The 21,186-nt window shown below is 59.2% G+C and carries 15 protein-coding genes and 1 pseudogene; 7 read left to right on the forward strand and 9 right to left on the reverse strand.

All coding sequences use genetic code 11. The features are described 5' to 3' along the window. Positions 1 to 75: 75 nt before the first annotated feature. Complete coding sequence (locus RA164_RS07220) at positions 76 to 2,727, reverse strand: glycoside hydrolase family 3 C-terminal domain-containing protein (RefSeq protein WP_329743275.1); 2,652 nt, start codon at positions 2,725 to 2,727, stop codon at positions 76 to 78. A gap of 223 nt (positions 2,728 to 2,950) precedes the next feature. Then, positions 2,951 to 5,878 (reverse strand): EAL domain-containing protein, encoded by a 2,928-nt coding sequence (locus RA164_RS07225; RefSeq protein ID WP_329743276.1) that lies wholly within the window; start codon positions 5,876 to 5,878, stop codon positions 2,951 to 2,953. A 570-nt stretch (positions 5,879 to 6,448) separates the two neighbouring features. Between RA164_RS07225 and RA164_RS07230 the strand changes: the two genes are divergently transcribed. Continuing rightward, the gene (locus tag RA164_RS07230) at positions 6,449 to 7,420 is read left to right on the forward strand and encodes an integrase (RefSeq protein ID WP_329743277.1); all 972 of its coding nucleotides are present in this window, start codon (positions 6,449 to 6,451) and stop codon (positions 7,418 to 7,420) included. A 325-nt stretch (positions 7,421 to 7,745) separates the two neighbouring features. Here RA164_RS07230 and RA164_RS07235 read toward each other — a convergent pair whose 3' ends face one another. Further along, positions 7,746 to 8,033, reverse strand: coding sequence for a HigA family addiction module antitoxin (locus tag RA164_RS07235; protein ID WP_329743278.1), 288 nt, complete (start codon positions 8,031 to 8,033; stop codon positions 7,746 to 7,748). 918 nt (positions 8,034 to 8,951) lie between these two features. Here RA164_RS07235 and RA164_RS07240 point away from each other — a divergent pair. Both RA164_RS07240 and RA164_RS07245 read left to right on the forward strand, forming a co-directional pair. Beyond that, complete coding sequence (locus RA164_RS07240; RefSeq protein ID WP_329743279.1) at positions 8,952 to 9,287, forward strand: hypothetical protein; 336 nt, start codon at positions 8,952 to 8,954, stop codon at positions 9,285 to 9,287. 126 nt (positions 9,288 to 9,413) lie between these two features. Then, positions 9,414 to 9,746 carry a hypothetical protein gene (locus tag RA164_RS07245; RefSeq protein ID WP_329743280.1) on the forward strand — a complete coding sequence of 111 codons (333 nt, stop codon included), beginning with the start codon at positions 9,414 to 9,416 and terminating at the stop codon, positions 9,744 to 9,746. 990 nt (positions 9,747 to 10,736) lie between these two features. Here the strand turns inward: RA164_RS07245 and RA164_RS07250 are convergent. Continuing rightward, entirely contained in the window at positions 10,737 to 11,165 is a 429-nt protein-coding gene (locus tag RA164_RS07250; RefSeq protein WP_329743281.1) for a hypothetical protein, read from the reverse strand. 344 nt (positions 11,166 to 11,509) lie between these two features. Here RA164_RS07250 and RA164_RS07255 point away from each other — a divergent pair, with 344 nt between their 5' ends. Beyond that, the gene (locus tag RA164_RS07255) at positions 11,510 to 12,409 is read left to right on the forward strand and encodes a hypothetical protein (RefSeq protein ID WP_329743282.1); all 900 of its coding nucleotides are present in this window, start codon (positions 11,510 to 11,512) and stop codon (positions 12,407 to 12,409) included. A 224-nt stretch (positions 12,410 to 12,633) separates the two neighbouring features. Then, positions 12,634 to 13,446 (forward strand): hypothetical protein, encoded by an 813-nt coding sequence (locus RA164_RS07260; protein WP_329743283.1) that lies wholly within the window; start codon positions 12,634 to 12,636, stop codon positions 13,444 to 13,446. A 1,131-nt stretch (positions 13,447 to 14,577) separates the two neighbouring features. Here the strand turns inward: RA164_RS07260 and RA164_RS07265 are convergent. The 3 genes from RA164_RS07265 to RA164_RS07275 all read right to left on the reverse strand — a co-directional run bounded on the left by RA164_RS07265 (position 14,578) and on the right by RA164_RS07275 (position 16,402). After that, complete coding sequence (locus RA164_RS07265) at positions 14,578 to 15,102, reverse strand: hypothetical protein (RefSeq protein ID WP_329743284.1); 525 nt, start codon at positions 15,100 to 15,102, stop codon at positions 14,578 to 14,580. Between the two features lie 9 nt (positions 15,103 to 15,111). Then, complete coding sequence (trbJ, locus tag RA164_RS07270; protein WP_329743285.1) at positions 15,112 to 15,915, reverse strand: P-type conjugative transfer protein TrbJ; 804 nt, start codon at positions 15,913 to 15,915, stop codon at positions 15,112 to 15,114. A 94-nt stretch (positions 15,916 to 16,009) separates the two neighbouring features. Further along, a complete protein-coding gene (locus RA164_RS07275; RefSeq protein ID WP_329743286.1) occupies positions 16,010 to 16,402 on the reverse strand; it encodes a hypothetical protein in 393 nt (130 codons plus the stop codon). Positions 16,403 to 17,011: 609 nt separating this feature from the next. Between RA164_RS07275 and RA164_RS07280 the strand changes: the two genes are divergently transcribed. Beyond that, positions 17,012 to 17,287, forward strand: coding sequence for a hypothetical protein (locus RA164_RS07280; RefSeq protein ID WP_329743287.1), 276 nt, complete (start codon positions 17,012 to 17,014; stop codon positions 17,285 to 17,287). A 561-nt stretch (positions 17,288 to 17,848) separates the two neighbouring features. On the opposite strand, the gene RA164_RS07285 is transcribed toward RA164_RS07280, so the two are convergent. Further along, the gene (locus RA164_RS07285) at positions 17,849 to 18,208 is read right to left on the reverse strand and encodes a hypothetical protein (RefSeq protein WP_329743288.1); all 360 of its coding nucleotides are present in this window, start codon (positions 18,206 to 18,208) and stop codon (positions 17,849 to 17,851) included. A gap of 193 nt (positions 18,209 to 18,401) precedes the next feature. Then, a pseudogene (locus RA164_RS07290) lies at positions 18,402 to 18,716 on the reverse strand (SOS response-associated peptidase family protein); the annotation flags it as partial. 182 nt (positions 18,717 to 18,898) lie between these two features. Here RA164_RS07290 and RA164_RS07295 point away from each other — a divergent pair. Beyond that, a complete protein-coding gene (locus RA164_RS07295) occupies positions 18,899 to 21,124 on the forward strand; it encodes a CRISPR-associated endonuclease Cas3'' (RefSeq protein ID WP_329743289.1) in 2,226 nt (741 codons plus the stop codon). Positions 21,125 to 21,186 lie beyond the last annotated feature (62 nt).

Genomic DNA, 21,186 nt, shown 5'->3' on the forward strand with positions numbered 1-21,186 from the left:
CTTTTGGGCAGAAAGTTTCTGCCCGCGATACCGGGGACATCAGTACCTGATCGACCGTGCGTCGGCGCGTCCCCTCTATTGCGGCAATGACCAGCTGCCGTGGATCGAGAACGGGATGGTCTGCGCGGCATCGCCATTCGGCTGGCCACCGCCGACGAAGATCGCGTAGTCGCCCGGCATCACGCTGCGCTGGCCTGCGGCGTTGACCAGGCTCAGTTGTCGCGCGCCCAGCCTGAAGTGGAGATGGCGTGTCTGCCCGGGTTGCAGCGGGGAGCGGTCGACACCTTCCAGTTCGCGCAGCGGGTTGATCCCGTTCTGCGGCGGGACCGTGTAGACCTCGGTCACCGCATCGCCCGCCCGCGTGCCGGTATTGGTCACGTCGGCATCCACCATCAACGGTTCACCGGCCTTGAGCTGTTGCGCCGAAAGGTGCACGTTGGAGTAGCGGAAGGTGGTGTAGCTGAGGCCGTAGCCGAACGGGAACAGTGGCTTGCCGCGGAAGTAGCGGTAGGTGCGGTTTTTCATTGCGTAATCGGTGAACGGCGGTAACTGCCTGACCGACGTGTAGAAGGTGATTGGCAGCTTGCCGCCCGGGTTGTTAGCGCCGCTGAGGGTCTCGCCGATGGCCTCGCCGCCGGCTTCGCCGGGATACCAGGCTTCCAGAATGGCTGCGACATGCCGGTTGGCCCAGTTCACCGCCAGCGCGCTGCCATTCATCAGTACCAGAACGACGGGCTTGCCGGTCGCCACCAGCGCATGCAGCAAGGCCTGCTGGGTATGCGGCAGGGACAGCCGGGTCCGGTCGCCACCGTCGAAGCCGGGAACCTTCATCGGCATCTCCTCGCCGACGAAGTCCGGCGACAGGCCCATCACCGCCACGACGACGTCGGCATGCCGTGCCGCTGCGACCGCCTGTGCACGCAGCGCCTGCTCCGGCGGATACCAGTTCAGGGTGATGCCGGCGCCGAAGCGGCTGGACGCGTGGGTGTACTGCAGCCGGAAGCTATGCGACCGGGTATCGGCGAAATGCACGGTGAAGCCGGGCAGACGGTCGGGATGGAACATCTGGCCTGGATCGGTTGCGCCGGCACCGACCTGCTTGCCATCCACCCACATGGCGTAGTTTTCGAAGTCGCTGCACGGGTAGCAATGCGCCATGCTCACCTGCAGCCGGTAATCGCCGGCGGCGGGCACCTGCACGGTGCCGGTCCACGCAACACTGAAGTGCCTGGCCGGCACGCCGGGTGCCGGGCTGGCGGCATTCCAGTCGAAGTGAATCTGCTTGTCGATGCGCGTCAGCACGGGTTTGCCGCGGAAACTGGCATTGGCGTAATAGCGCGCTTCCAGCCCCGGCGCGGTGGTGTGTGCGTCGGGATGGAAGCTCGTGCGGGGCATCGGAATCGGCAGCCGGGTGTCGTAGGACGAGCCCTGTGCGTACAGCACCGCGGCATGCGGGAAGGCGGCGGCGATGCCGTCCAGCGGGAACACGGGATGCGACGGCACCCCGTTGTAGTTCCCCTCGAGCGCTGACAGTTCGACCGCGTTCGGCCCGACCACGGCGATGGTGGATGCGGCATGGAGGGGAAGTGTGTGTCCCGCGTTCTTCAGCAGGACCATCGATTCGCGCGCGTCCTGCAGCGCTTGCTCGCGGTGGGCGGCGGAGTCCACCGCGGTCAGCGGAATGCGTGCATACGGCACATCGGCAGGCGGGTCGAACATGCCCAGCTGGAAGCGTGCGGTGAACAGGCGCCGCACGGCGCGGTCGATGGTGGCCTCGGGAATCAGCCCCGCATGTACGGCCTGGATCAAGGCGGCATAGGTATTTCCGCAATCGGTATCGGTACCGGCCTTCACGGCGGATGCCGCGGCATGTGGCGCATCCGGCGAATAGCCGTGGGCACCGGTCTGGTAGAAGTCGGCGATGGCGCCGCAGTCGGACGTGATGAAGCCGTCGAAGCCCCATTGGCGACGCACGACATCGGCCAGCAGCGTATTGGCGCACGATGGCGTTCCGTTCACTGCATTGTAGGAACACATCATGGAGTCGGCATGGCCTTCGACGATGGCCGCGCGGAATGCGGGGAGGTAGCTGTCTTCGAGGTCGTGTCGCGTCACGTGGACATCGATCCGGTCGCGCAGGGGCTCGGGGCCGTTATAGACGGCGAAGTGCTTGGGCGTGGCAATCGCCTTGAAATAGCGCGGGTCGTGGCCTTGCAGACCCTGCACGTAGCGCACGGCCATGGTGCCGGTCAGGAAAGGGTCCTCGCCGTAGGTTTCCTGGCCGCGTCCCCAGCGTGGATCGCGTACCAGGTTGATGTTCGGCGACCACAGCGTGAGGCCGTCGAAGATGCCGTGCCGGTGATGCCGGATCGCCCAAGCATATTTTGCGCGCGCTTCGGTCGCGATGGTGTCGGCCATGTCGCCGACGGCGACAGGGTCGAACGTGGCTGCCATGCCGATGGCCTGCGGAAACACGGTGGCGTATCCGGAGCGGGCGATACCATGCAGGCCCTCGCTCCACCAGTTGTAGGCCGGTACGCCAAGCGCCGGGATCGCCGGCGCATCGTTCATCATCTGCGACACCTTCTGCGCCAGTGTCATGCGTGCAACCAGATCGTGCACGCGCTGCGCGACAGGCAGGTTCGGGTTGTTCCACGGCGCATCGCCGGTGACCTGGGCAAACCCGGTGACCGGCAGCAGGGCGGCAAGGCAGAGCACGGTGGCCATCAAGCGAGTGGAGCGTTCCCTGTCCTGTGTTTTGCGTACGCGACGGATCCCCATGCGACTGCCAGCCTTCCTGTTGTGACCGAAGCGCCCAGTCTGACACGAGCGCGGTCCCTGTTACGGTTGGCATGGCTCGGTGCGGTGGGTTCGGCTGACCGGGCGCCGGTTTGTGTCTGCCCGAGGCGAGCTGCGACCGGGGCGTCATGCGCGCTGGGCGTGGACCCGGTCAGGACGCGGCGACAACCGTCTGCGTACGGGCCAGATCCTGCTCGAACTGGTGCAGGGGCATGGGTTTGCCGAACAGGTAGCCCTGGTAGAGATCGCAGGCCTGTTCCTTCAGAAACAGGAACTGCTCACGGCTTTCAACACCTTCGGCCACCACTTCAAGCCCCATGCCGCGGGCCATGCCGATGATGGTCTGCGCTACATGTGCATCGTTCTGTATGGTCGGCAGGTTCTGCACGAATGATTTGTCGATCTTGAGCTGGTCGAGCGGCAGCCGCGTGAGATAGGACAAGGAAGAGTTGCCGGTGCCGAAGTCATCCACCGAAACACGGATGCCCATGCGTTTCAGTGCATCGAGCTTGACCACGGTGGCGCCGATATCCTCCATCGCCATGCTCTCGGTGATCTCGAGCTTCAGCTTCGAGGTGGCGGCACTGCATCCGGTCATGGTCATTTCCACCTCGTCGACGAAATCGATCCGCCGGAACTGGCGCGGGCTGACATTGACCGACAGCGTGAGCCAGCGTGCCTCGGGCATGGCACTCCAGCGATCCAGTGTGCGGCAGGCCTGTTCCAGAACCCAGGCGCCGAGCGGCTCGATCATGCCGGTCTGCTCCGCGACCGGAATGAACTCGACCGGCGATACCCGGCCGCGGCGCGGGTGATTCCAGCGCAGCAGCGCCTCGGCCCCGACCACGCGGCCCCGCACATCGACCTGCGCCTGGTACTCCAGCGTGAACTGGCCTTTGGCCATGCCGGAGCGCAGGTCGTTGGCCATGGCATTGCGCGCCTCGATCTCCTTCTGCATTTCGGCCGCAAACATGCGTACGGTGTTCTTGCCCGCCCGCTTGGCCTTGAACATGGCCAGCTCGGCCTCGCTGAGCAGGGTGTCGATCGAACGATGTGGGCAGCCGAGCAGGGTGGCGCCGATGCTTGCAGTACAAAGCAGCTCGCCGGTCGTATTGTGGAAATAGGGTTCGGCCAGCGCATCGCACAGCGCCTGCGCAAGGGTCTGTGCAAAATCGGTGGCACGTGCAGCGGCCTGCGGCTTGCCGGTCACCAGCAGGGCGAATTCGTCGCCCGTGATACGTGCGAGCAGGCCCCCATCGGGCGCAAGACGCCGTATGCGCTGGGCCGCCTGCTGCAGGATCTGGTCACCCAGCTTGTGGCCGTGAACCGAATTCAGCTGCGAGAAATCATCAAGGCCGATCAGCAGAAGTGCACCGGAACAAAGCTCATCGTCGCTTTTCGCCTGGGTGATCAGCAGCATGCGTTCTTCCAGCATGATGCGGTTGGGCAGATCGGTCAGCGGGTCGATCTTCTCCAGGCGCTCGGCTCGCGCCGTCGCCTCCATTTCCGTCGTTATGTCGTGCACCGAGCAGACTGTGTGTTGCAACACGCCGCCTTCATCGCGAACGGCGGAAATGGCGATGCGCACGTAGAGCAGTTCGCCATTCTTTTTCCGGTACCAGATTTCGCCGTTCCAGTTGCCGCTGCTGGCAACCGCGCTGTCCATGGCGGCGTAGAACTGCCGGTTGTGGATGCCGGATCGCAACAGCTTTTTCAGCGAAAGCCCGACGGCTTCAGCGGCGGTGTGGCCGGAAAGCCTGGCGAAGGCACTGTTGACGCGCTGGATGATGCCACGGGCGTTGCTGATCACAATGCCGTCCTGGCTCTCGAAGGCCACGGCGGCAATGCGCTGTTCGTTGGCCATGCGTTGGCGCTCGGTAACATCGCGCGCGACCGCCAGTACGCCGGTGATTTCGCCGCTGCGCGCGCGAATGGGCACTTTGACCAGTTCGATGTTCCGCCTTGTGCCGTCGGGGGCATTGAAGATGAATTCGCCGCTCTGCATCGAGCCCGTGGCATAGACGCGGCGATCGATTTCACGGACCTGCATGAGCAACTGGGTGTCCAGCGGAAGGTCGCCATCGCCATGGCCGATGATCGCCTCGCGCGGCAGCCCGACAAGCTCCATAGCGCGTGCGTTGCAGTCGACATAGGTACCGTCACTGCTCTTGAGCCACATCGCATCCGGGCTGCTTTCCACCAGGGTGCGCAGTTGCGCGCGTTCCAGCAGCAGCTCATGTGCCTGATGTTCGAGCTGGGTACTCTTTTCAAGTATTTCGGCGGTGCGCATGCGTACCGCGCGACGAAGCACCAGTATCCAAAGAGCCAGCAAGACCATGATGCCGAGCGCGCTCGACAGCACGATCATGGTCCTGCGGGTGGAGTATGGGAATTCCAGCGGATGCTTGAACCATTTTGCCCTCAGCGCGCGCTGTTCAGCCGGTGTGATCAGCTTCATGCCGTGCTCGACCAGCGCGTATGTCGCGCTATCGCCGCGTCGCACCGCCCAGTGGAATCTACCCTGATACAGGGTGAATGCCTTGGCGAATCGCAGATTATCCCGGCTGAGATACAGGTAATAATTGGCCGGTTCGTCGTCCATGCAGAAAATCTTGATCACGCCCGATTTGGCCGCAGCCAGAATCGCTTCGTAGTTCGGGTAGTTCACCACACTGTCGATGCCAAAACTGGCCAGCTTGTCGGTGCAGGCATCGCCGCGTTCGACACCAATCTGGAATCCACTCAGTGCATGCACATTGCTGATGCCCTGAATCGTGTGGTCGACGTAAATGCCGACGGTCTGGGTGGAGTAGGGCGGCGAGAAGGTGTAGAGCTTGTTGCGTGCCGGGGTGTGGAAGATCATGTCGATCACATCCGCGTGACCGTCGGCCATGGCTTTCTGGGCATCCGACCACTGCATCGGCTGCAGGTCGACCGGAACACCGGTCTTGCTCGACCACAGCTTCCATAGATCGACGATGTAGCCCTCGGGCTTACCATCCGGACCGAGGAACAGGTAGGGCGGATAATTGTTGTCGCCGACGACATGCAGGACTTTGGGTGCTGCATGTGCTGACATCGCTGTCATCACAAGCAGCAAAAATACCAGGCAACGCCCTCGACATTCCGGCATGCGGCCCCCTGTTCACTGTCCGTTCCTATGGCTCGAGCATCAGTCGCGACTTCGAAAGAAAGTGCGATATCACGATCAAGTCACTCAGGACAAGCGGTATTGCGTGACGCAGTCCATGATTTCAAGCTTTATTATCTACACCGCAATGCGTGTCGCGTGCAACCGTGAATTCAATTCAACGCTGCCGACATGCATGTTCGTTATTGCATGATTACGCGAGGCTTACGAAATAAGCCTGTCCGCGTTGTCGAAGGGATGGTTTCAAGATGTCGGACATCCGTATCCGCAGCTCCACGATATTCAGCGCAGATGCTGCATCGAGACGTCGCCAGCAAAAAGGCCAGGGACATCCATCCCCGGCCTTCTTCAATCGCATGAGTTTGGTGGAGCGGAGGAGGATCGAACTCCCGACCTTCGCATTGCGAACGCGAAATTTCATCCGTCGCAGCCCTTGATACAGCTAGGTATGATGCTAATTTCCAGTCCGATTGGGACAATTTTGGGACACTGGCATCGATGGCTACCATCATCAAGCGCGGAGACCGCTGGCAAGCCCGAATCCGCCGCAAGGGATTCCCGATTCTTTCTGAGTCATTCACTCGTCGCTTCGACGCCGAGGCATGGGCGCGTAAGGTGGAGGGCGAGCTCGAGCGCGGGATCTGGCGGGATAATCGGGAAGCGGAGTCGACGACGCTACGCGAGCTCCTGGATCGGTACGAAACGGAGAAGACAGCGCAGAAGCGCGGGTGCGTGCAGGAGCTCTCCGTGCTGGCTGCCCTGAAGGACGAAAGGGTCGCCGCGCGTCCTCTGGCTTCGATCCGTTCACAGGACGTCGCGGCTCTTCGGGATACCTGGCAGAAGCAGGGATACCGGCCTGCGACAGTACGCCGGCGGCTCTCGGTGCTGTCCCATGCGTTCGAGGTTGGGCGCAAGGAGTGGGGCATGGAGGGACTGGTCAATCCGGTCCGGTTGATCAGCCAGCCCACCGTCCGAAACGGTCGCGACAGGCGCGTGACGGGAACCGAATTGGATGCCATCTGTGCGGCTTCGCAGTCTCCTGCTTTGGTCGCTTTGATCGGCCTCGCGGTGGAAACGGCGATGCGCCGGAGTGAGCTTGTCGAGCTGAATTGGGCGAATGTTGATCTCGAGCGGCGTGTCGTTCGTCTGGAGCAGACGAAGAACGGAGACGTCCGTGATGTTCCCCTCACGTCTGCCGCCGTGGACATTTTTCGGGGACTTCCGCGGACGGGGGAAGGGCAAGTATTTGGAATGCGGGCGGACTCCGTTACGCAGGCTTTCGATCGCGCTTGCAAGAAGGCCAAGATCGACGATCTGCGCTTTCATGATCTCCGCCACGAGGCCACCTCCCGGCTTGCGGAGAAGCTCCAGTTGCATGAGTTGGCGAAGGTAACGGGGCACCGCGACATGCGCATGGTGGCACGCTACTACCATCCCAGAGCGGAGGATTTGGCGCGGAAACTGGACTGAGATTTCTCGCGTTGAAATGGTCCGAGACGGATCAAAAATGCTTGGAATTAAAATCCATCTAAATCAATGTGTTGAGGATGTCACCCGTTGAAATGCGTTGCGGCGCAACGGTTCCGCGCATAGCTGACGCGTCCTGATATCTGCTCACCCGCTCAAGACCGTTGCAGCGCAAGGGTTGGAGACGGGTCTGACACACTTACTTTTATCTTGCCGTGCTGTCTTTCAGCTCGTCGCCCATGCTCACGCAACGTGCCAGTGACTCGGATAGTGGGTGGTCGGAGGTCTCAGTGCTCGACCTTGTTACACGCGGCCCAATGCCCCTGCGTCAAACGCTCCGAACCTGTAGCGGATGCACCGTAGGTTGCGGACGCTGCATGGCTTGCCACAGCTGATAGTTCGTCTGCATCGCGAGCAGGGCATGGGCGGTACTCACGCCGGCCTTTTCGAGGCGCAAAGCCAAGTCGGGACTCATCGTTGCTTTCCCCTGGATGATCCGCGAAAGCGAGGGGCGCGATACCCCTAGTCGGCGGGCGGCTTCGGCAACAGACAAATTCAACGGATCGAGCACCTCGCACTTGAGGATTACGCCAGGGTGGGGAGGGTTGTGCATCATTGTTCAATGATCCTCACTGGCAATGTCGGCAGTCAACGAAATCGGCGTGGAACACTTTCAGGTGGCTGTCCACAGATCCACAGTCCGTCCGTGGGATGCTTCCGCATATCCCGCGGTCGGGCTGTGGGGCTCGTGGGCAGCTTCCCCGCGACAGGGTAGAGTGCTTTTGCAAATACGCAAACGGCTCGATGTGTATGGCTTCGTTGGGTGCCTGCATCGAGGCGGTTGCTTCATACTGAAGTCGTCGGTGCTGATGGGCTCACGAGCAAGTACGATCGTCAGCCAGGCGGCGAATGATCGGCGGATGTCGAACCGAAGCAGATATTTCGATTGGGGAGGGGCAATGAGGATCGGGGAACTTACCTCATTCGCGCACAACGTTGCAGACTCGCTCGCAAGCGGGATTTGCTTCATGGCAGGCGTATATCCAACGGATATCTATGGCGAGGCGGCTTCCTCGCCCGAAGGGCACATCGTCGTAGATTTTAAGAAGGGATCTACATCTGGAAGCCCAGCTTCCCCTGGCCTCCAGAGAGCCGTCCAACGCTTCTGCGAGTTGCTTCCGGAGCTCGCCAAGGAGCACGGACTGGACGCATCGGAGATCAATGTCTTGATGGCCAGGTTCGGCACCGATCCTGTCGCTGGTCGACATTTCTCGGTTACGGTTGAGGCGATCGACGGGCGGCGTTCCGTTGACCAGTACGTAGGAAGTCCGGGCCGGCGCTTTGGCAAGGCTTGCAGGAGCTCCGCTGCAGACCAGAAAATTGGGAGTGCTTAGAGTCTCCGCCGACCGGCAGAATTTCAGCATCCATAATGTCCGCTGTCGACGGCGGATTCAACCGGTGGATGCAACGCGTGCCTTCACGCCCTGCCTGCGGATTGGGGGGCTGGCTGGAATAAGTCCTAAGGTGAGTACGAATGGTCAGGAAGCTTGGATTGATTACTGGGCTATTGGCTCTGGTATTTGGGCAAGTAAGCGTGGCCGGAGCCGAGGAACGCCCCAAGTTAAGTGCGTCCGGCCTTGAGCGGATTTACACCTGCGCCGAGGTCGCGCATCGTCTTGCGGCGGACGATGCGTCCGCTCAGGATATCGTGATCAAGGCGTTGGAACAGGCCTACCCGGAAGTTCGATCGAAGAGTGGAGAACTTCACTTGCAGGCCAAGCAAAAGGTTGACGCCATGCTGACGGACTCGGAGTTGCGTCAGTTCGATAGAGAACAGTGCACGCGGGCCGTTGTCGAACGGATCATCTGATGTCGGACATTCTTTGTGTCCGCCAAAACAACTCGGCAATGCGCACGACTGAGTGCTTGGCCCTAACAACTCCAGCGGACGCACTACGCGCGCCGCTTAACTCTGCGTTAGGCTTAGGAGTCGCTTGTGAGCTATTACACCTACGCACACTTACAATATTTCGACGGTGGCACGATTGACCCAGCGGAATTCCACGACGACCTTCTGGCGCTTCTTGCCGAGCACAAGTTGCATCGTGACGTTGGCAAGGATCTAGCCAATCTCTTTTCGAAAGGCGAAGCAACATTTACTTTCTACGGCGGGTGTTACACCGTGCAACCCTTGCTGGCATGGGTCTCAAAGCAAAGGCCGGATGTTGCATTTGGCGTTCAAGGACGCGGCGAAGAGCTTCGCGACGTTTGGGTACGCGAATTTCTTAGCGGGCAAGTCGCATTCCAAGAAGGCCCGTTCAACGAGTGAAGGGCAGCCTATGCTCACTGGTAACGGAATAGTGGCGATAATGCGAGCAGCGGGCTGATCGCATCACGCAACCCGTCAGCACTGATCAGGCCGCTGCCCGATATGATCAGCGTGCGACCGGCAGTGACCGACCCGAAGCAGACCCTGGAGCGATGGTCATCATGCGTAGGAGAATGGATGAGAAATCCAAAAATGTTCTACAGCCTTACACTTCTCGTACTGATTGCCGCGACTCTTCTGGTCACTTTTTATGGAGTACCCATGCTCTCCGAAAAAGTTGATGCATGTCACTACGCCAAAACAAGATCGTTTGGTTGCTCGTCGTCGTTCGGCACATTTATGACGTTTCTGACGGTCGGGGTCGCGTTGATTATTGGCGGCATTTGGACAAGATTCGGTCGTTGGTAGCGCGCCCCTGGTGCGGCCGACGTTGCATGGTCGCGGGTTGCCCTTGCAGTCCTGACCGACTTTGACCTGAATTGCTCCAAAGGGCAGTGAGCGACCCATTGCTGCCGATCGCGACTGTCCGCTCTTGGGGTGACTGATTACGCACACTTGAACGCAGCCAATGGCAAGCTGCATAGGGGGTTGGCGGCCTGTTGCAAAGAACTGTTAGCTCGACCGCGTTCGCAAGTCTGCGATCGAGTCCAAGAGGTTGACCGCTTCGTTATGAAATGCGGACGAGGTGTTCTTGAGCGTCTCTGCAATTTCCTCGGCCTCATCTAGACGTGCGAGATGTATAAGTGCCTTGGCTCTGTACACGAGGTGGAACTTGTTGTTAGGAGACAACCGTAATCGAAGATCCACATAAGCAAGGAGCTTCTCGTACCTCCCGGCTTCAGCCATGCGTTTCATTCGGCGGTAGTCATCGTTCTTTCGGAAATTCCGATAGTTACATAGGACGGTGGCCACCGTCAGAACGAAAACGATCCCCGTGAGTATCCAAAGCTGGAGTTGTAGTGCCGCGATCTGAGACGCCATACGTGTGTCCTACTGTGCGTCAAGTTTCGACGCCAAGAGCGCCGGGAAGTCGTGCTCAGGGATTTTTTGTTGCTCAAGCTTGCAGCGTAGATCAGCGATAAAATCAATCAAGTTGACCGCGGTGGTTCGCCATTCCGGCGCAGCTTTCTTGAACTCCCATGCGGCACGCTCGGCTTCTTCTAGGCGACCAAGCCTTAGAAGCACTTGCGTTTTATACATTAAGTACATCGAACTGGCCGGTGCATCCTCAAGCCCTTCATTGACGCGTGAGAGGAGCTTGGTGAGCTGCTTTGATTCGAGCAGACGCTGCAATCGCCTCGCCTCACGATCTGCCGAAGACGGTGCGAACTTGTAAAGAATGTTTCCGATCATGAGCATCCCGATGACCCCGGCTAGGACCCAAATCTGAATCTGTATGGTGGAGAGTTCGGGAGCCATATTTGCCTCACGCTGTATCTATTTCAGTCTACCTGCTGTAGAAGCCGGAAGCTCAGCGTGAGCGCCCGACATCGCTACTTGGCAAATGTGGACGCAGCTTCTCGCGAATGAAGCGGATCTGCACGTGCCCAACGGCTGCTCTCGGGCAACCAGCCGCGGGGCGATGACCGTCCGCTCCTGGCCGCAGGGAGCCCTTGCGCCCATGGCCACCACCTAGGATGCTCCGAGGGGCCGAGTCCGAAGCGGACGGTGACGGCGAGCTAAACTGATACATGGCATCTAGACAAGCTGCCTTTCGAGTGGGGGACTCATGAAGGATGGGTGTTCAAACTGGGGATGAGTAAATGAAATACATGATCTCGTTCGGAAGCTGCGTAATGGCACTAGCGATCGCAAGCGGTGCGCATGCAAGCGCGCCGACCTATAAAGAGCTAGCGAAGGCTCTCGCGAGCAACCCTGGATGCGTCCACTTTACGTGGGAAGGTGGTGATCGAGGCGAGGGGGCGATTATCGTGCCGGCGCAGATCAATGATCATGCGATTCGCATGCAGTTGGATACTGGTTCGGAGACGAGCGAAACCTATGGCCAGATTGCCGTTCAATCAGGGTGGGCCAAGGCCGGGGAGAAATTCTATTTTCCTGCGCGCTTTACCGTAGCCAATGATGTGATCGCGTCACCTCGCGTGATGGCCAACACCGAGATGAAAGCCAATCCGGTTGGCGGCACTATCGGCCTGGATCAGTTACTCGGTTTCACGGTGGTCATAGATTACCCTTCTTCAAGGGTGTGTCTCTTCACGGCTAAAACTGCGCCGGCGATGCTCGACAACGTTGCTGGAGTGCACGGAACGATAAGTCAGGGTCGTTTCTTGTTGCCGCTGATGGCCCAAACGTTTCAGTCGCAACGCATGATGTTCGACACTGGAACGAGTCGCATGGATCTTGTGCTTGGCGAGTCGAGCTGGCAAGCAATTACGGGAAGGTCCAGTACCGAAAATGGAAGATATCAGTTGAAGCTCCCCTCTTGGGGGAAAACAATCACGTTTGTTGGCGCCGATACACGAGGGAGAGTTTCCTTGGGCGAGTTGTCCTTCTCCAAGGCAATTGCCTTCACCATGACTGGCAGCGCAGGCAGATCATATGACCCGAGCTACGACGGTGTGATCGGCAATCAGCTGTTCACGAATGGCGTTGTCGTACTTGATCTGTCAACTCAAGCTTGGTTCGGTTTCTTGGCCAAGTAGCGGTGTTCGCATCCAGCTCCGATGCTGGTACTCATGGCTGAGGTATGGGAATCGTCGATGACGAAGGGGACTCATGACGAGCTATCGAAGGATTGCGACGCAGAGCGTGTAGTAAGGTCCGCTTGCACCCAAAACGGACGCTCGTCCTGACAAGTCAAACACGAGAGCCTTGTTCAAAGCACTCATAGGCGGCACAGCTGGATTAACTCAAACAAGGAGTGGGCATGGAGACCGTATGTCAGGCTTGTGGCTACCAACGAAAATCGACTGATCAAACGCCTGAATGGGAGTGCCCTGCATGTGGCAAGGCGTACTTGAAAACATCACATGGTTCACCTAGATCCCTCTCGGGAAATGCACAAAACTCCCTACCCGAGTCAGGTGAATATCTCCTCGACGAGGGGGATTGCGCGAGTTATCTTGCGGCACACTATGGATTGCCGCAGACGTACCGCGACTCTTTTCTACGGCGCATGGTTATTCCGCTGCTTGCGATGATAGGTATGCTCACCTTGATCGCTCTGCTCGCGGCTATGTGTTTGGGATCAATTAAGCACGCATTACCGTCAGGCTGGTTGATCTTCGCCACGTTCGGTCTCATGTCGATGGCGGTGTACTACGTGGCCAGCTTAACCAAGCGAGGCATGACCATTCGTGCCGATTCGATCGAGATCGTGCAAGCATCTTCGACGCAGGTCATACGCGCCCGAGACATACTCGGCTATGCAACCGATTATGTGCGAGTTTATAGATCTTCTGGCTGGCGATATGCCTTCGTTTATCGTCCGCATGGGCGTCCGGAGGAGCGCGTGTATTTTGCGCTCGGCCCGGAAAATCTGAAGGATCCGCGCCTGCTTGGCTTGTTCAGAGCCATGCGAAACTACGGGAAATCGAGCCTTGACCAGCTCTTGAATGAAGAGAAAAGCGGCAAGCTGCGCATGCTTGATCAATTTAGAGCAGTGATGCTTTGCCTAGTTGACATCTTTATCGCATGGAGCATCTGGCCACTTATCTTAACCATGGTCAAGAAAGCGTGAGATGAAATTTCTTGCATTGCTTGCATCGATGGAAATTCGTTTAACCGTAACGTCCGCTCCTGGCCGATTTCAGCCGGCCAGAAGTGGATGCCTGAATCGAAGTGGCGGCACACTGATCGCGGTCGACTGGTCCGGGTGATCAATCTCGTCCGTGTGCGCAATGATTCTTCGCGTGCGCGAACATACCGATTGGCGGTCGCTTGCTCATGAGCAAATCGTGGCGGCAGGGTGCTGTCCCGGCAGGCTGTAGGCCCGTGGGTACCTGTCAGAGGCAGCGTCCGGCGACTCTGCATGTGCTCGGCCAGCCGGATATCCGGCAACCTTCTTGCTCATGAGCAAGTTGCAAAAATGGTATTGTAAAATGCAATACCAAATTTAATGGCCGGGCCTTTTTGCTCATGAGCAAAAACGTGGCGGCAGGATGCTTTGCCGGCGGACTGTGGGCCCAGGGGGGCACCTGCCGAATGCAGCGTCCAGTGACTTTGCTTATGCGCGGCCACCCGGACCACCGGCAACCGTTTTGCTCATGAGCAAAGCGCAAAAATGGTATTGTAAAGCACAATACCAAATTCAATAGCCGGGCCTTTTTGCTCATGAGCAAAACGTGGCGGCAAGATGCTTTACCGGCGGGCCGTGGGCCTGTGGGCACCTGCCAGACGCAACATCCAGTGACTCTGCGCACGCGCGAACATACCGATTGGCGGACCCTTCACGGCTTTTTTGCTCATGAGCAAGAGGGGGGGCGATAGGGTGCCCTCCCGTCAGGCTGCGAGCTTGTGGGCGGTTACCAGTTGCAGACGCGGATGATTTTGCATCTATGCCCCGGGCCGTGGGCAACATTGACCCGAGACGCCGCGCTTGGCAGACTAAGACCCGAGTGAGGTCGCGTTGAGCTACCGCCAAAGGGCCGGAAGAGATTCCGGCCCTTTCCTTTTGCCCGCTGATTCTTCGAGATTCTTCAGAGTTGCAGCGGACTCAAAGTTCAGCTTGCCGGGCAGTTACTCTTCGTCCGAGTGCAGTGTAATGTTGGTTCCGCCGCTGCCATCGCTCGGTCTTGCATGGTTGATAGCTCGCTGTGCGAGCTGACCAGCAGTCTGCCGGCGAAGCGAATGAAGTTCATCTCGATAGGCATCAGGTGTCCTCCTCGAAAGTCAGCGCTGCCTCGTCTTCCGGCAATACCCCGGGAGGCAATTCCACCGTGGCAAAGTCCTCATCGCTGAAGGTGAGGATCTTTTCGGCTAGACGATCGACAAGCGCCTTTTCGCTGGATAAGGCCTTCGCGGCCTCGCTTGCCATGAAGTTGTAGAAGCTTATTGCTCGCTTCCGGCCCTCGGCTGTAGGTGACGGCAACATGGCGACGATGTTCTTGACGGTCACTGCAAGCACTTCAGCGGTAGCCCGCTGGTTAAACGTCACTTGGGCAAGCTCGCGTTTCACCGTGCGTAGCTCACTGGCGAGCATTCGCTCACGCATGTCGGCATTCGACGGGTCGTATCGTTCGGCCAGGGACGACTCAATGATCGACGTTTGCGTGATGCGTCTCGCTGCGGCTTCCTGCTTGATTGCCCTTGCCAACGATTTGGGCAGGTTGACGTACAGCCGTTCGCCAACGCCGACGGCTCGCTTGTGATGGGTTGATTTCCTCTTGGGATTCATAGCGGCCTCTCAGTGCGCCCACGGCGCATAGCTCTCGGGACTGGGTTGTGGTTTGCCTTGCCATGCAGGCTTGGCGCCGTCCGAGAAACCCATGAGGGCGGCTTTGTTGGCAGCCTCAGCGGCGGCTGACATGGAAGCGGAGGCGCTCATGTGCTGCAGCATGGCCTGCTGGTACGTGGCGGTCTGCGCGTTGAGGCCGGCGAGCTGGCCAGCAATGTTCATACTGAGCTGGTTGCCGGCCTGCATGGCGGACAGGGCGCCCTTGGCACTTGCCGAGTCCTGCCCAAGCCGAGCGATGTCCGCCTGCGTTGCGGGCAGGCTGTTGAGGACACTCGAGCCGGTCTGCAGGGCGTCTTGCATGTTGTTGCGGTCGGCCAGGTTCCATTTCAGCAGGTAGCTGTTGAGGTTCTGCCACGCCGCGTCGCTGGCATAGGTCGACGGGTACATGGCCTGATACCGATCCCGCATGTCGCTCAGGCTGTGCTCGAGCCCGCGGATGCTTCGGACCGAGTCCATGAGGTTCGCCATATTCGATCGATAGCTGCTGACCAGCGATTCAGGCAGTGAGGCGAGGTTGAGCCCTTGGTTCTCAAGCACTCGAACCTGGTTGTCGATCTGGTCGATCTGGTTGGCGATCTGCGTCGCCTGGTTAATGTTTGACTGCAACGTGCGGTAGGCGTTGATGACCGATTGTGTGAAGTTGGCCGGATCGAACACGACCCACTGTGCGGATGCCGGCGTCACGCCGAGCAGCGCGAGTAAGACGGCCAGAAGCGCCGGACGGGCGCGCCGGAGAAAGCGGTTCGTTTGCATTGGATTTCCTTGATCTGGTGACTCCCCGTGCCGCCTTGCTCATGGCACGGGTCTGCAGCCACGCGGTTGCGTGGCGTGGTCTCTGACTTGGTGGCTAAGGCGAGGCGGAAGTCTTGAGTTGCGGCCCTGCATCTCGGGGAGCCCTAGGCGGGATCTTCAAGTTACGGAAGCACTCGTCGATCACTGCCTGGATGCGGCTATTCGCTTCCGGGTCATCGCGCTCTGTCGCGTACTGCCGTTTCTCCTCATCGCGGCGCACCCTGTGCTCCACGTCAAGAGCCTGCTTCTGGCGCTCTCGTGCGATGGGTAAGCCGGCGTCTGGAACAAACTGCCCGGTCTGGGCGCGCTCTAGCAGACGCAGCAGGTAGCTGACCGGCCTCGCTATCGGCGTACCTTGGCGTCCTCGACGGATCGCGCCCTCAAGCTCATCAAGGACGGATTGCGCGAGATCGCCGCGGAGACCGCCGTTGCGCAGGGCTTTTTCCACTTCTGCGACTACTACCCGGGCTTCGTCCGGTGGCAGGGAAGTTGGAGGAACGAGCTCGTGCGAGGAGGAGCGGGTCGTAGTAGTAGTTTTTTTGTTTTTTACTACTTCAGTAGTTACTAAGGGGGTTGAAACACCGGCGCCGGAATTCAAGGCGACGGTGTAATCCGTTGCCTCGGCATCGGGTGCAGGAGCTCTGCTGGGCTTCCGGGAGCTGGTACCCGCCGGTGCCTGGTTTTCAGTCGCTGGTCCATTGCCGGGCTTCCGGGAGCTGGTACTCACCGGCACCTGGTTTTCAGTCGCCGGTCCGCCGCCGGGCTTCCGGGAGCTGGTACTCACCGGCACCTGGTTTTCAGTCGCCGGTCCGCCGCCGGGCTTCCGGGAGCTGGTACTCACCGGCACCCGGCTTTCAGTCGCTGGTCCGTCGCCGGGAATCCGGGCGCTGGTGCTGGCCGGTGCCTCGTTTTCAGTCGCTGGTACGTCACCTAATCTCTCGGCAGCGGCGTGCACTGGCGTCTCATGTGTTGATAGCTTGGAAGGAGGCAAATCGCGACGACCACCGTGATGAAGTACCCAGTGTGGTGGTCCATAGGTTCCGTTTGGCTTCCTAGCGTGTATGCGCTCAAGGCGACCCTTGGCTTCAAGCTCATTCAGAGTCTTTTGAAGCGTTCCCCGACTCATTTTCAGCCGCTTCTGAAGATCCGTGACGTTGAAGGACCAATCCGCCTTTCTCTGGCGGAGCGATACCATGGCCACCCAGACGCCAAGCGTTCTTGGTTTGAGTGTGAGGCGCTTTCCAGTGCTGTCCTCACGATCTTCCCAAATGTCTCGGTTGTCGCAGGTAGTCTTACCGGCTGGATCGCCATCGTCGTACACGATTTCTATTAGTCCCTGGTCGGCGATCGCACTCGTCGAGCTACGCTCGCCGCGGGTGTGCCGCCTTTCAGAGGCAGCAGGGCTCACGGCCGTCTTCTGTTGACGCCTCACGTTTGGTTCCGACGGCGCGCTCATTTGCGCACCCCTGGGCGTGCGCTCTTGGAAAGGCGAGGACGTCCACGTCTCCGTTTGGAAGGTTCAACGAGATCGATGGGCATGGCGGGAACATTGCTCTCGCTCAAACCTAGGGCTACCTGGATATCCCTAATCAGCACGACGTATTTTCGTGCTCCGCCACCAGGGGCTGGAGTCAAAGGGTATGGATACGTGCCACGACAGATTCGTGTGCGTGCTTTGGAAGCTGCCGTACGTGGGTTGGCCAGACCAGCGATCACTAGCGCATCGGCAGGGGTTACTGCGAGGACGGGGACTTGCAACGAACGGGTGATAGACATCGTCTCGATCTCTCAAAGAGGTCGAGGTCGCGTTGTGAAGGGCGGAGTGCGTGAACGCCTAGGCGACGGCGAGCACGGCGCGACCTGAAAGCCGCGTCACGCGTCGCGAAGCGCACGCTCAGGCGCGAGGAGGCCGCTTTTCGCGATCGGTCCGATAGGGTGGATTGCTTGCGACTTCGGGAGCGGCGGTCGAAAGAATGAGACTCTGTTTGACGAATTGAATATTGAATGCAGACCCGAGCAAATACATGCCAACAACGCATGCCAGAAATAGTAGGCGGAGCTGCCAAAACACAACGGTCAGATCGTAGATGGAGCCAAATCCGTGAGGGCCCGGATGATTCCACAGCGCAAGCATGAGAACGAGAAAGGTTAGAGGAGGTACGATCGTGAACATCTTCTCGAAGAACGCGTACTCGCGACAAAGGCCTCGCCAGAGACCTGTTGTCCATTCGTTCCCTTGAAGCTCGTAGCTCATGTAACGCATATCGGCGCCGATCGGACAAACTTGAGCACAATGTAACGGCAGGAGGCGGCTGGTAACGTCGCGCGCGTATCGAGCTGGGCAAGCCACGACGTCCCCCGGTCTCTTGCAGTGCTCCGCGTTCATGGGGCAGCGGCCACTAGGCCTTCCAGGTCCTATTGCCGCAAGGGCCCAGGTTAGCCGGCGATCAAGCGGCAATCTCTGCCTCATAGTACGGATGCCGCTTATCGTCGAAGATGGCGTACAGGGCAGGGAGGTTCTTGGGATCAGGACGAAGCCAGGCATGCACGTGCTCGGGCTTGATGTTGATGATCGTCCGGTCATGGCCGGCTGCGGCAACCTCTGGCTCTGGTTCGTCTGTGATCGCAGCGAAGCTGTCGAGGTCAGGCTCTTTGCCAGTGGGATCGGTCCAGTGCGACCAGAGACAGGCCACGAACATTGGCTGGTGATCTCTCGGCGTGAATGCGATCACGCGGTTCTTGCCGTCCGGTCCCGCGACGTTCGACAAGCAACATTCTTAGCTACCCGCTACCGCCTTCTCAACTTAACCTTCATTCTGGCACACCAGTTTGGACGATAACTCAAGGAGAGTCTCAGCCGGTGATACCGTGATATGCATCATCAGGCCAAAGTGCCGGTGGCATTGTTGGGTAGAATTGATTGAAGGACGTTACCGGGGGGAATATGGATTTCTATGCGCACTCGACAAAACGTACAGACAAGGCCGACTGGCAGCCGCTTCATGAGCACCTAACTACTGTAGGGAATCTGGCCGCTGAGTTCGCCACGACATTCGGCGCTCAAATGTTGGCTCAGCCGACCGGGCAACTGCATGACCTCGGCAAATACACGGAGCGATTCCAGCTGCGTCTGGAAGGAAAATCGTCCAAGGTGGATCACGCGACATGGGGCGCACGAATTGCATTGAATCGATATGGCCCGTCCCTTGGCCACTTGTTGGCCTATGGTATCGCCGGCCATCACGCAGGGCTGGCTAACGGGAAAGGTGGCAAGTCGCGCACTTCATTGCGGGATCGGCTGGATAGTTCTCTTCCAGACCTGCTACCAGCATGGGAACAGGAACTATCTCTGCCGGATGTCTCGGAATTAGGCCTGCCTTCGGGTTTCCGACCGCGTAGGGACCGTGGCGCCTTCCAGCTCACCTTGCTCGCCCGGATGCTGTTCTCCTGCCTGGTGGATGCCGACTTCATCGACACCGATGAGTTTTATCGTCGAATCGAGGGCCGCTCGCCCCGAAAGAAAAAGGATCCGCCTGACCTGAAAGAACTGCGCTCACGCCTCGATGCCCGATTGGCGACGTTTCAGGCAGACACTGACGTCAATTGCCTGCGTGCAGGCATCCTGGCCCATGTACGAAAGCAGTCAGTACTTGAGCCAGGGCTTTTTTCGCTGACGGTACCCACCGGCGGCGGCAAGACCCTCGCCTCACTCGCCTTTGCACTGGACCATGCCATCGCACACGGCTTACGCAGGGTGATCTTCGTCATTCCTTTCACCAGCATTGTCGAGCAGAGCGCACTGGTATTCAGGGAAGCCTTCGGCGATCTTGGTGAGACGGCGGTTCTGGAACACCACAGCGCGTTCTTCGACGACCCGCATTCTTCTCCGGAGTCGAAGGACAAGCGAAAGTTGGCGATGGAAAACTGGGACGCGCCAGTTGTTGTCACCACTGCCGTGCAGTTCTTTGAAAGTCTGTTCGCCGATCGTCCCTCGCGCTGCCGCAAATTGCACAACATTGCGAGCAGCGTGGTGATCATGGATGAAGCCCAGACCTTGCCGCTGAAGTTGTTGCGCCCCTGCGTAACCCTGCTGGACGAACTGGCATTCAACTACCGCACCAGCATCGTGCTGTGCACTGCTACCCAGCCCGCGCTGAATGCAGAAGAAGGCTTTCTCGATGGGTTGAAAGGCGTCCGCGAGCTGGCACCTGATCCGCCTAGGCTTTATCGGCAGTTACGGCGCGTGAATGTACGACACGTGGGCGTGCTGGATGACGAGGAACTTTCCCAACATATGCGTCGGCGTGAGCAAGTGCTGTGCATCGTCAACAATCGTCGCCACGCACGTGCGCTGTTCGACTCCATTGCTGATCAGTCCGGTGCGCGTCACTTGACCACATTGATGTGCGCCAAGCATCGCAGCGCCGTCCTGACGGATATCCGGCGGCGTTTGAAGAATGGTCTGCCGTGCCGACTGGTCAGCACCAGTCTTATCGAGGCCGGGGTTGATATCGACTTGCCGACCGTTCTACGTGCCGAGGCCGGGCTGGATTCCATCGCGCAGGCTGCCGGACGTTGCAACCGCGAAGGGCGTCGCCACCACGAAGACAGCGAAGTGCTGGTGTTTGCCACGGCCAACCCGGACTGGGCACCACCCACGGAACTGAAACAGTTTGCCCAGGCCTTTCGCACAGTCGAGCCAGGTCACCGCGAAGACCTGCTGGCGCCCGAGGCAGTCCAGGCGTACTTCCATGAGCTGTACTGGCAGAAGGGAGCCCAGGAGCTTGATGTCCATGATGTACTTGGCATGCTGAAGGGCTGCCGTGAGGACAGCTTGCCGTTCGAGACCTTGGCCGAAAAGTTTCGGCTGATCGAGACTGCGATGCGACCGGTAATCGTGCCATGGGACGAGTTGGCGCGTGACGCACTCACGAGGCTGGAGTTTGCCGAGGGCTGCGGTGGCATCGCCCGCCAGCTCCAGCCTTACATCGTGCAGTTGCCTCATCCGGCCTACGACGCACTCTGGCGGGCGAGTGCCATCCAGCCGGTTGTGCCGGATCGCTATGGCGAGCAGTTCGTGCAGTTGGTCAATCCGCGTTTGTATGACGAGCGGTTCGGGTTGCACTGGAACGATCCACAGTTCCTAGAAGCGGACAGTCTCGTGGTGTGATTGGATGTCTCACGCTATGAGATTTAGACGCGTAAGGATGAAAAAAACACAGGGGAGTAGAT

The sequence above is a fragment of the Dyella sp. A6 genome (genome assembly GCF_036320485.1).
Classification (GTDB): Bacteria; Pseudomonadota; Gammaproteobacteria; order Xanthomonadales; family Rhodanobacteraceae; genus Rhodanobacter_A; species Rhodanobacter_A aluminiiresistens.

Excerpts from the sequence above, each read along its gene's own strand:
- RA164_RS07220 (WP_329743275.1), bottom strand. The coding sequence starts at position 2,727 with ATGGCCACCGTGCTCTGCCTTGCCGCCCTGCTGCCGGTCACCGGGTTT.
- RA164_RS07225 (WP_329743276.1), bottom strand. The coding sequence starts at position 5,878 with ATGTCAGCACATGCAGCACCCAAAGTCCTGCATGTCGTCGGCGACAAC.
- RA164_RS07230 (WP_329743277.1), top strand. The coding sequence starts at position 6,449 with ATGGCTACCATCATCAAGCGCGGAGACCGCTGGCAAGCCCGAATCCGC.
- RA164_RS07235 (WP_329743278.1), bottom strand. The coding sequence starts at position 8,033 with ATGATGCACAACCCTCCCCACCCTGGCGTAATCCTCAAGTGCGAGGTG.
- RA164_RS07240 (WP_329743279.1), top strand. The coding sequence starts at position 8,952 with ATGGTCAGGAAGCTTGGATTGATTACTGGGCTATTGGCTCTGGTATTT.
- RA164_RS07250 (WP_329743281.1), bottom strand. The coding sequence starts at position 11,165 with ATGGCTCCCGAACTCTCCACCATACAGATTCAGATTTGGGTCCTAGCC.
- RA164_RS07255 (WP_329743282.1), top strand. The coding sequence starts at position 11,510 with ATGAAATACATGATCTCGTTCGGAAGCTGCGTAATGGCACTAGCGATC.
- RA164_RS07260 (WP_329743283.1), top strand. The coding sequence starts at position 12,634 with ATGGAGACCGTATGTCAGGCTTGTGGCTACCAACGAAAATCGACTGAT.
- RA164_RS07265 (WP_329743284.1), bottom strand. The coding sequence starts at position 15,102 with ATGAATCCCAAGAGGAAATCAACCCATCACAAGCGAGCCGTCGGCGTT.
- trbJ (WP_329743285.1), bottom strand. The coding sequence starts at position 15,915 with ATGCAAACGAACCGCTTTCTCCGGCGCGCCCGTCCGGCGCTTCTGGCC.
- RA164_RS07285 (WP_329743288.1), bottom strand. The coding sequence starts at position 18,208 with ATGAGCTACGAGCTTCAAGGGAACGAATGGACAACAGGTCTCTGGCGA.
- RA164_RS07295 (WP_329743289.1), top strand. The coding sequence starts at position 18,899 with ATGGATTTCTATGCGCACTCGACAAAACGTACAGACAAGGCCGACTGG.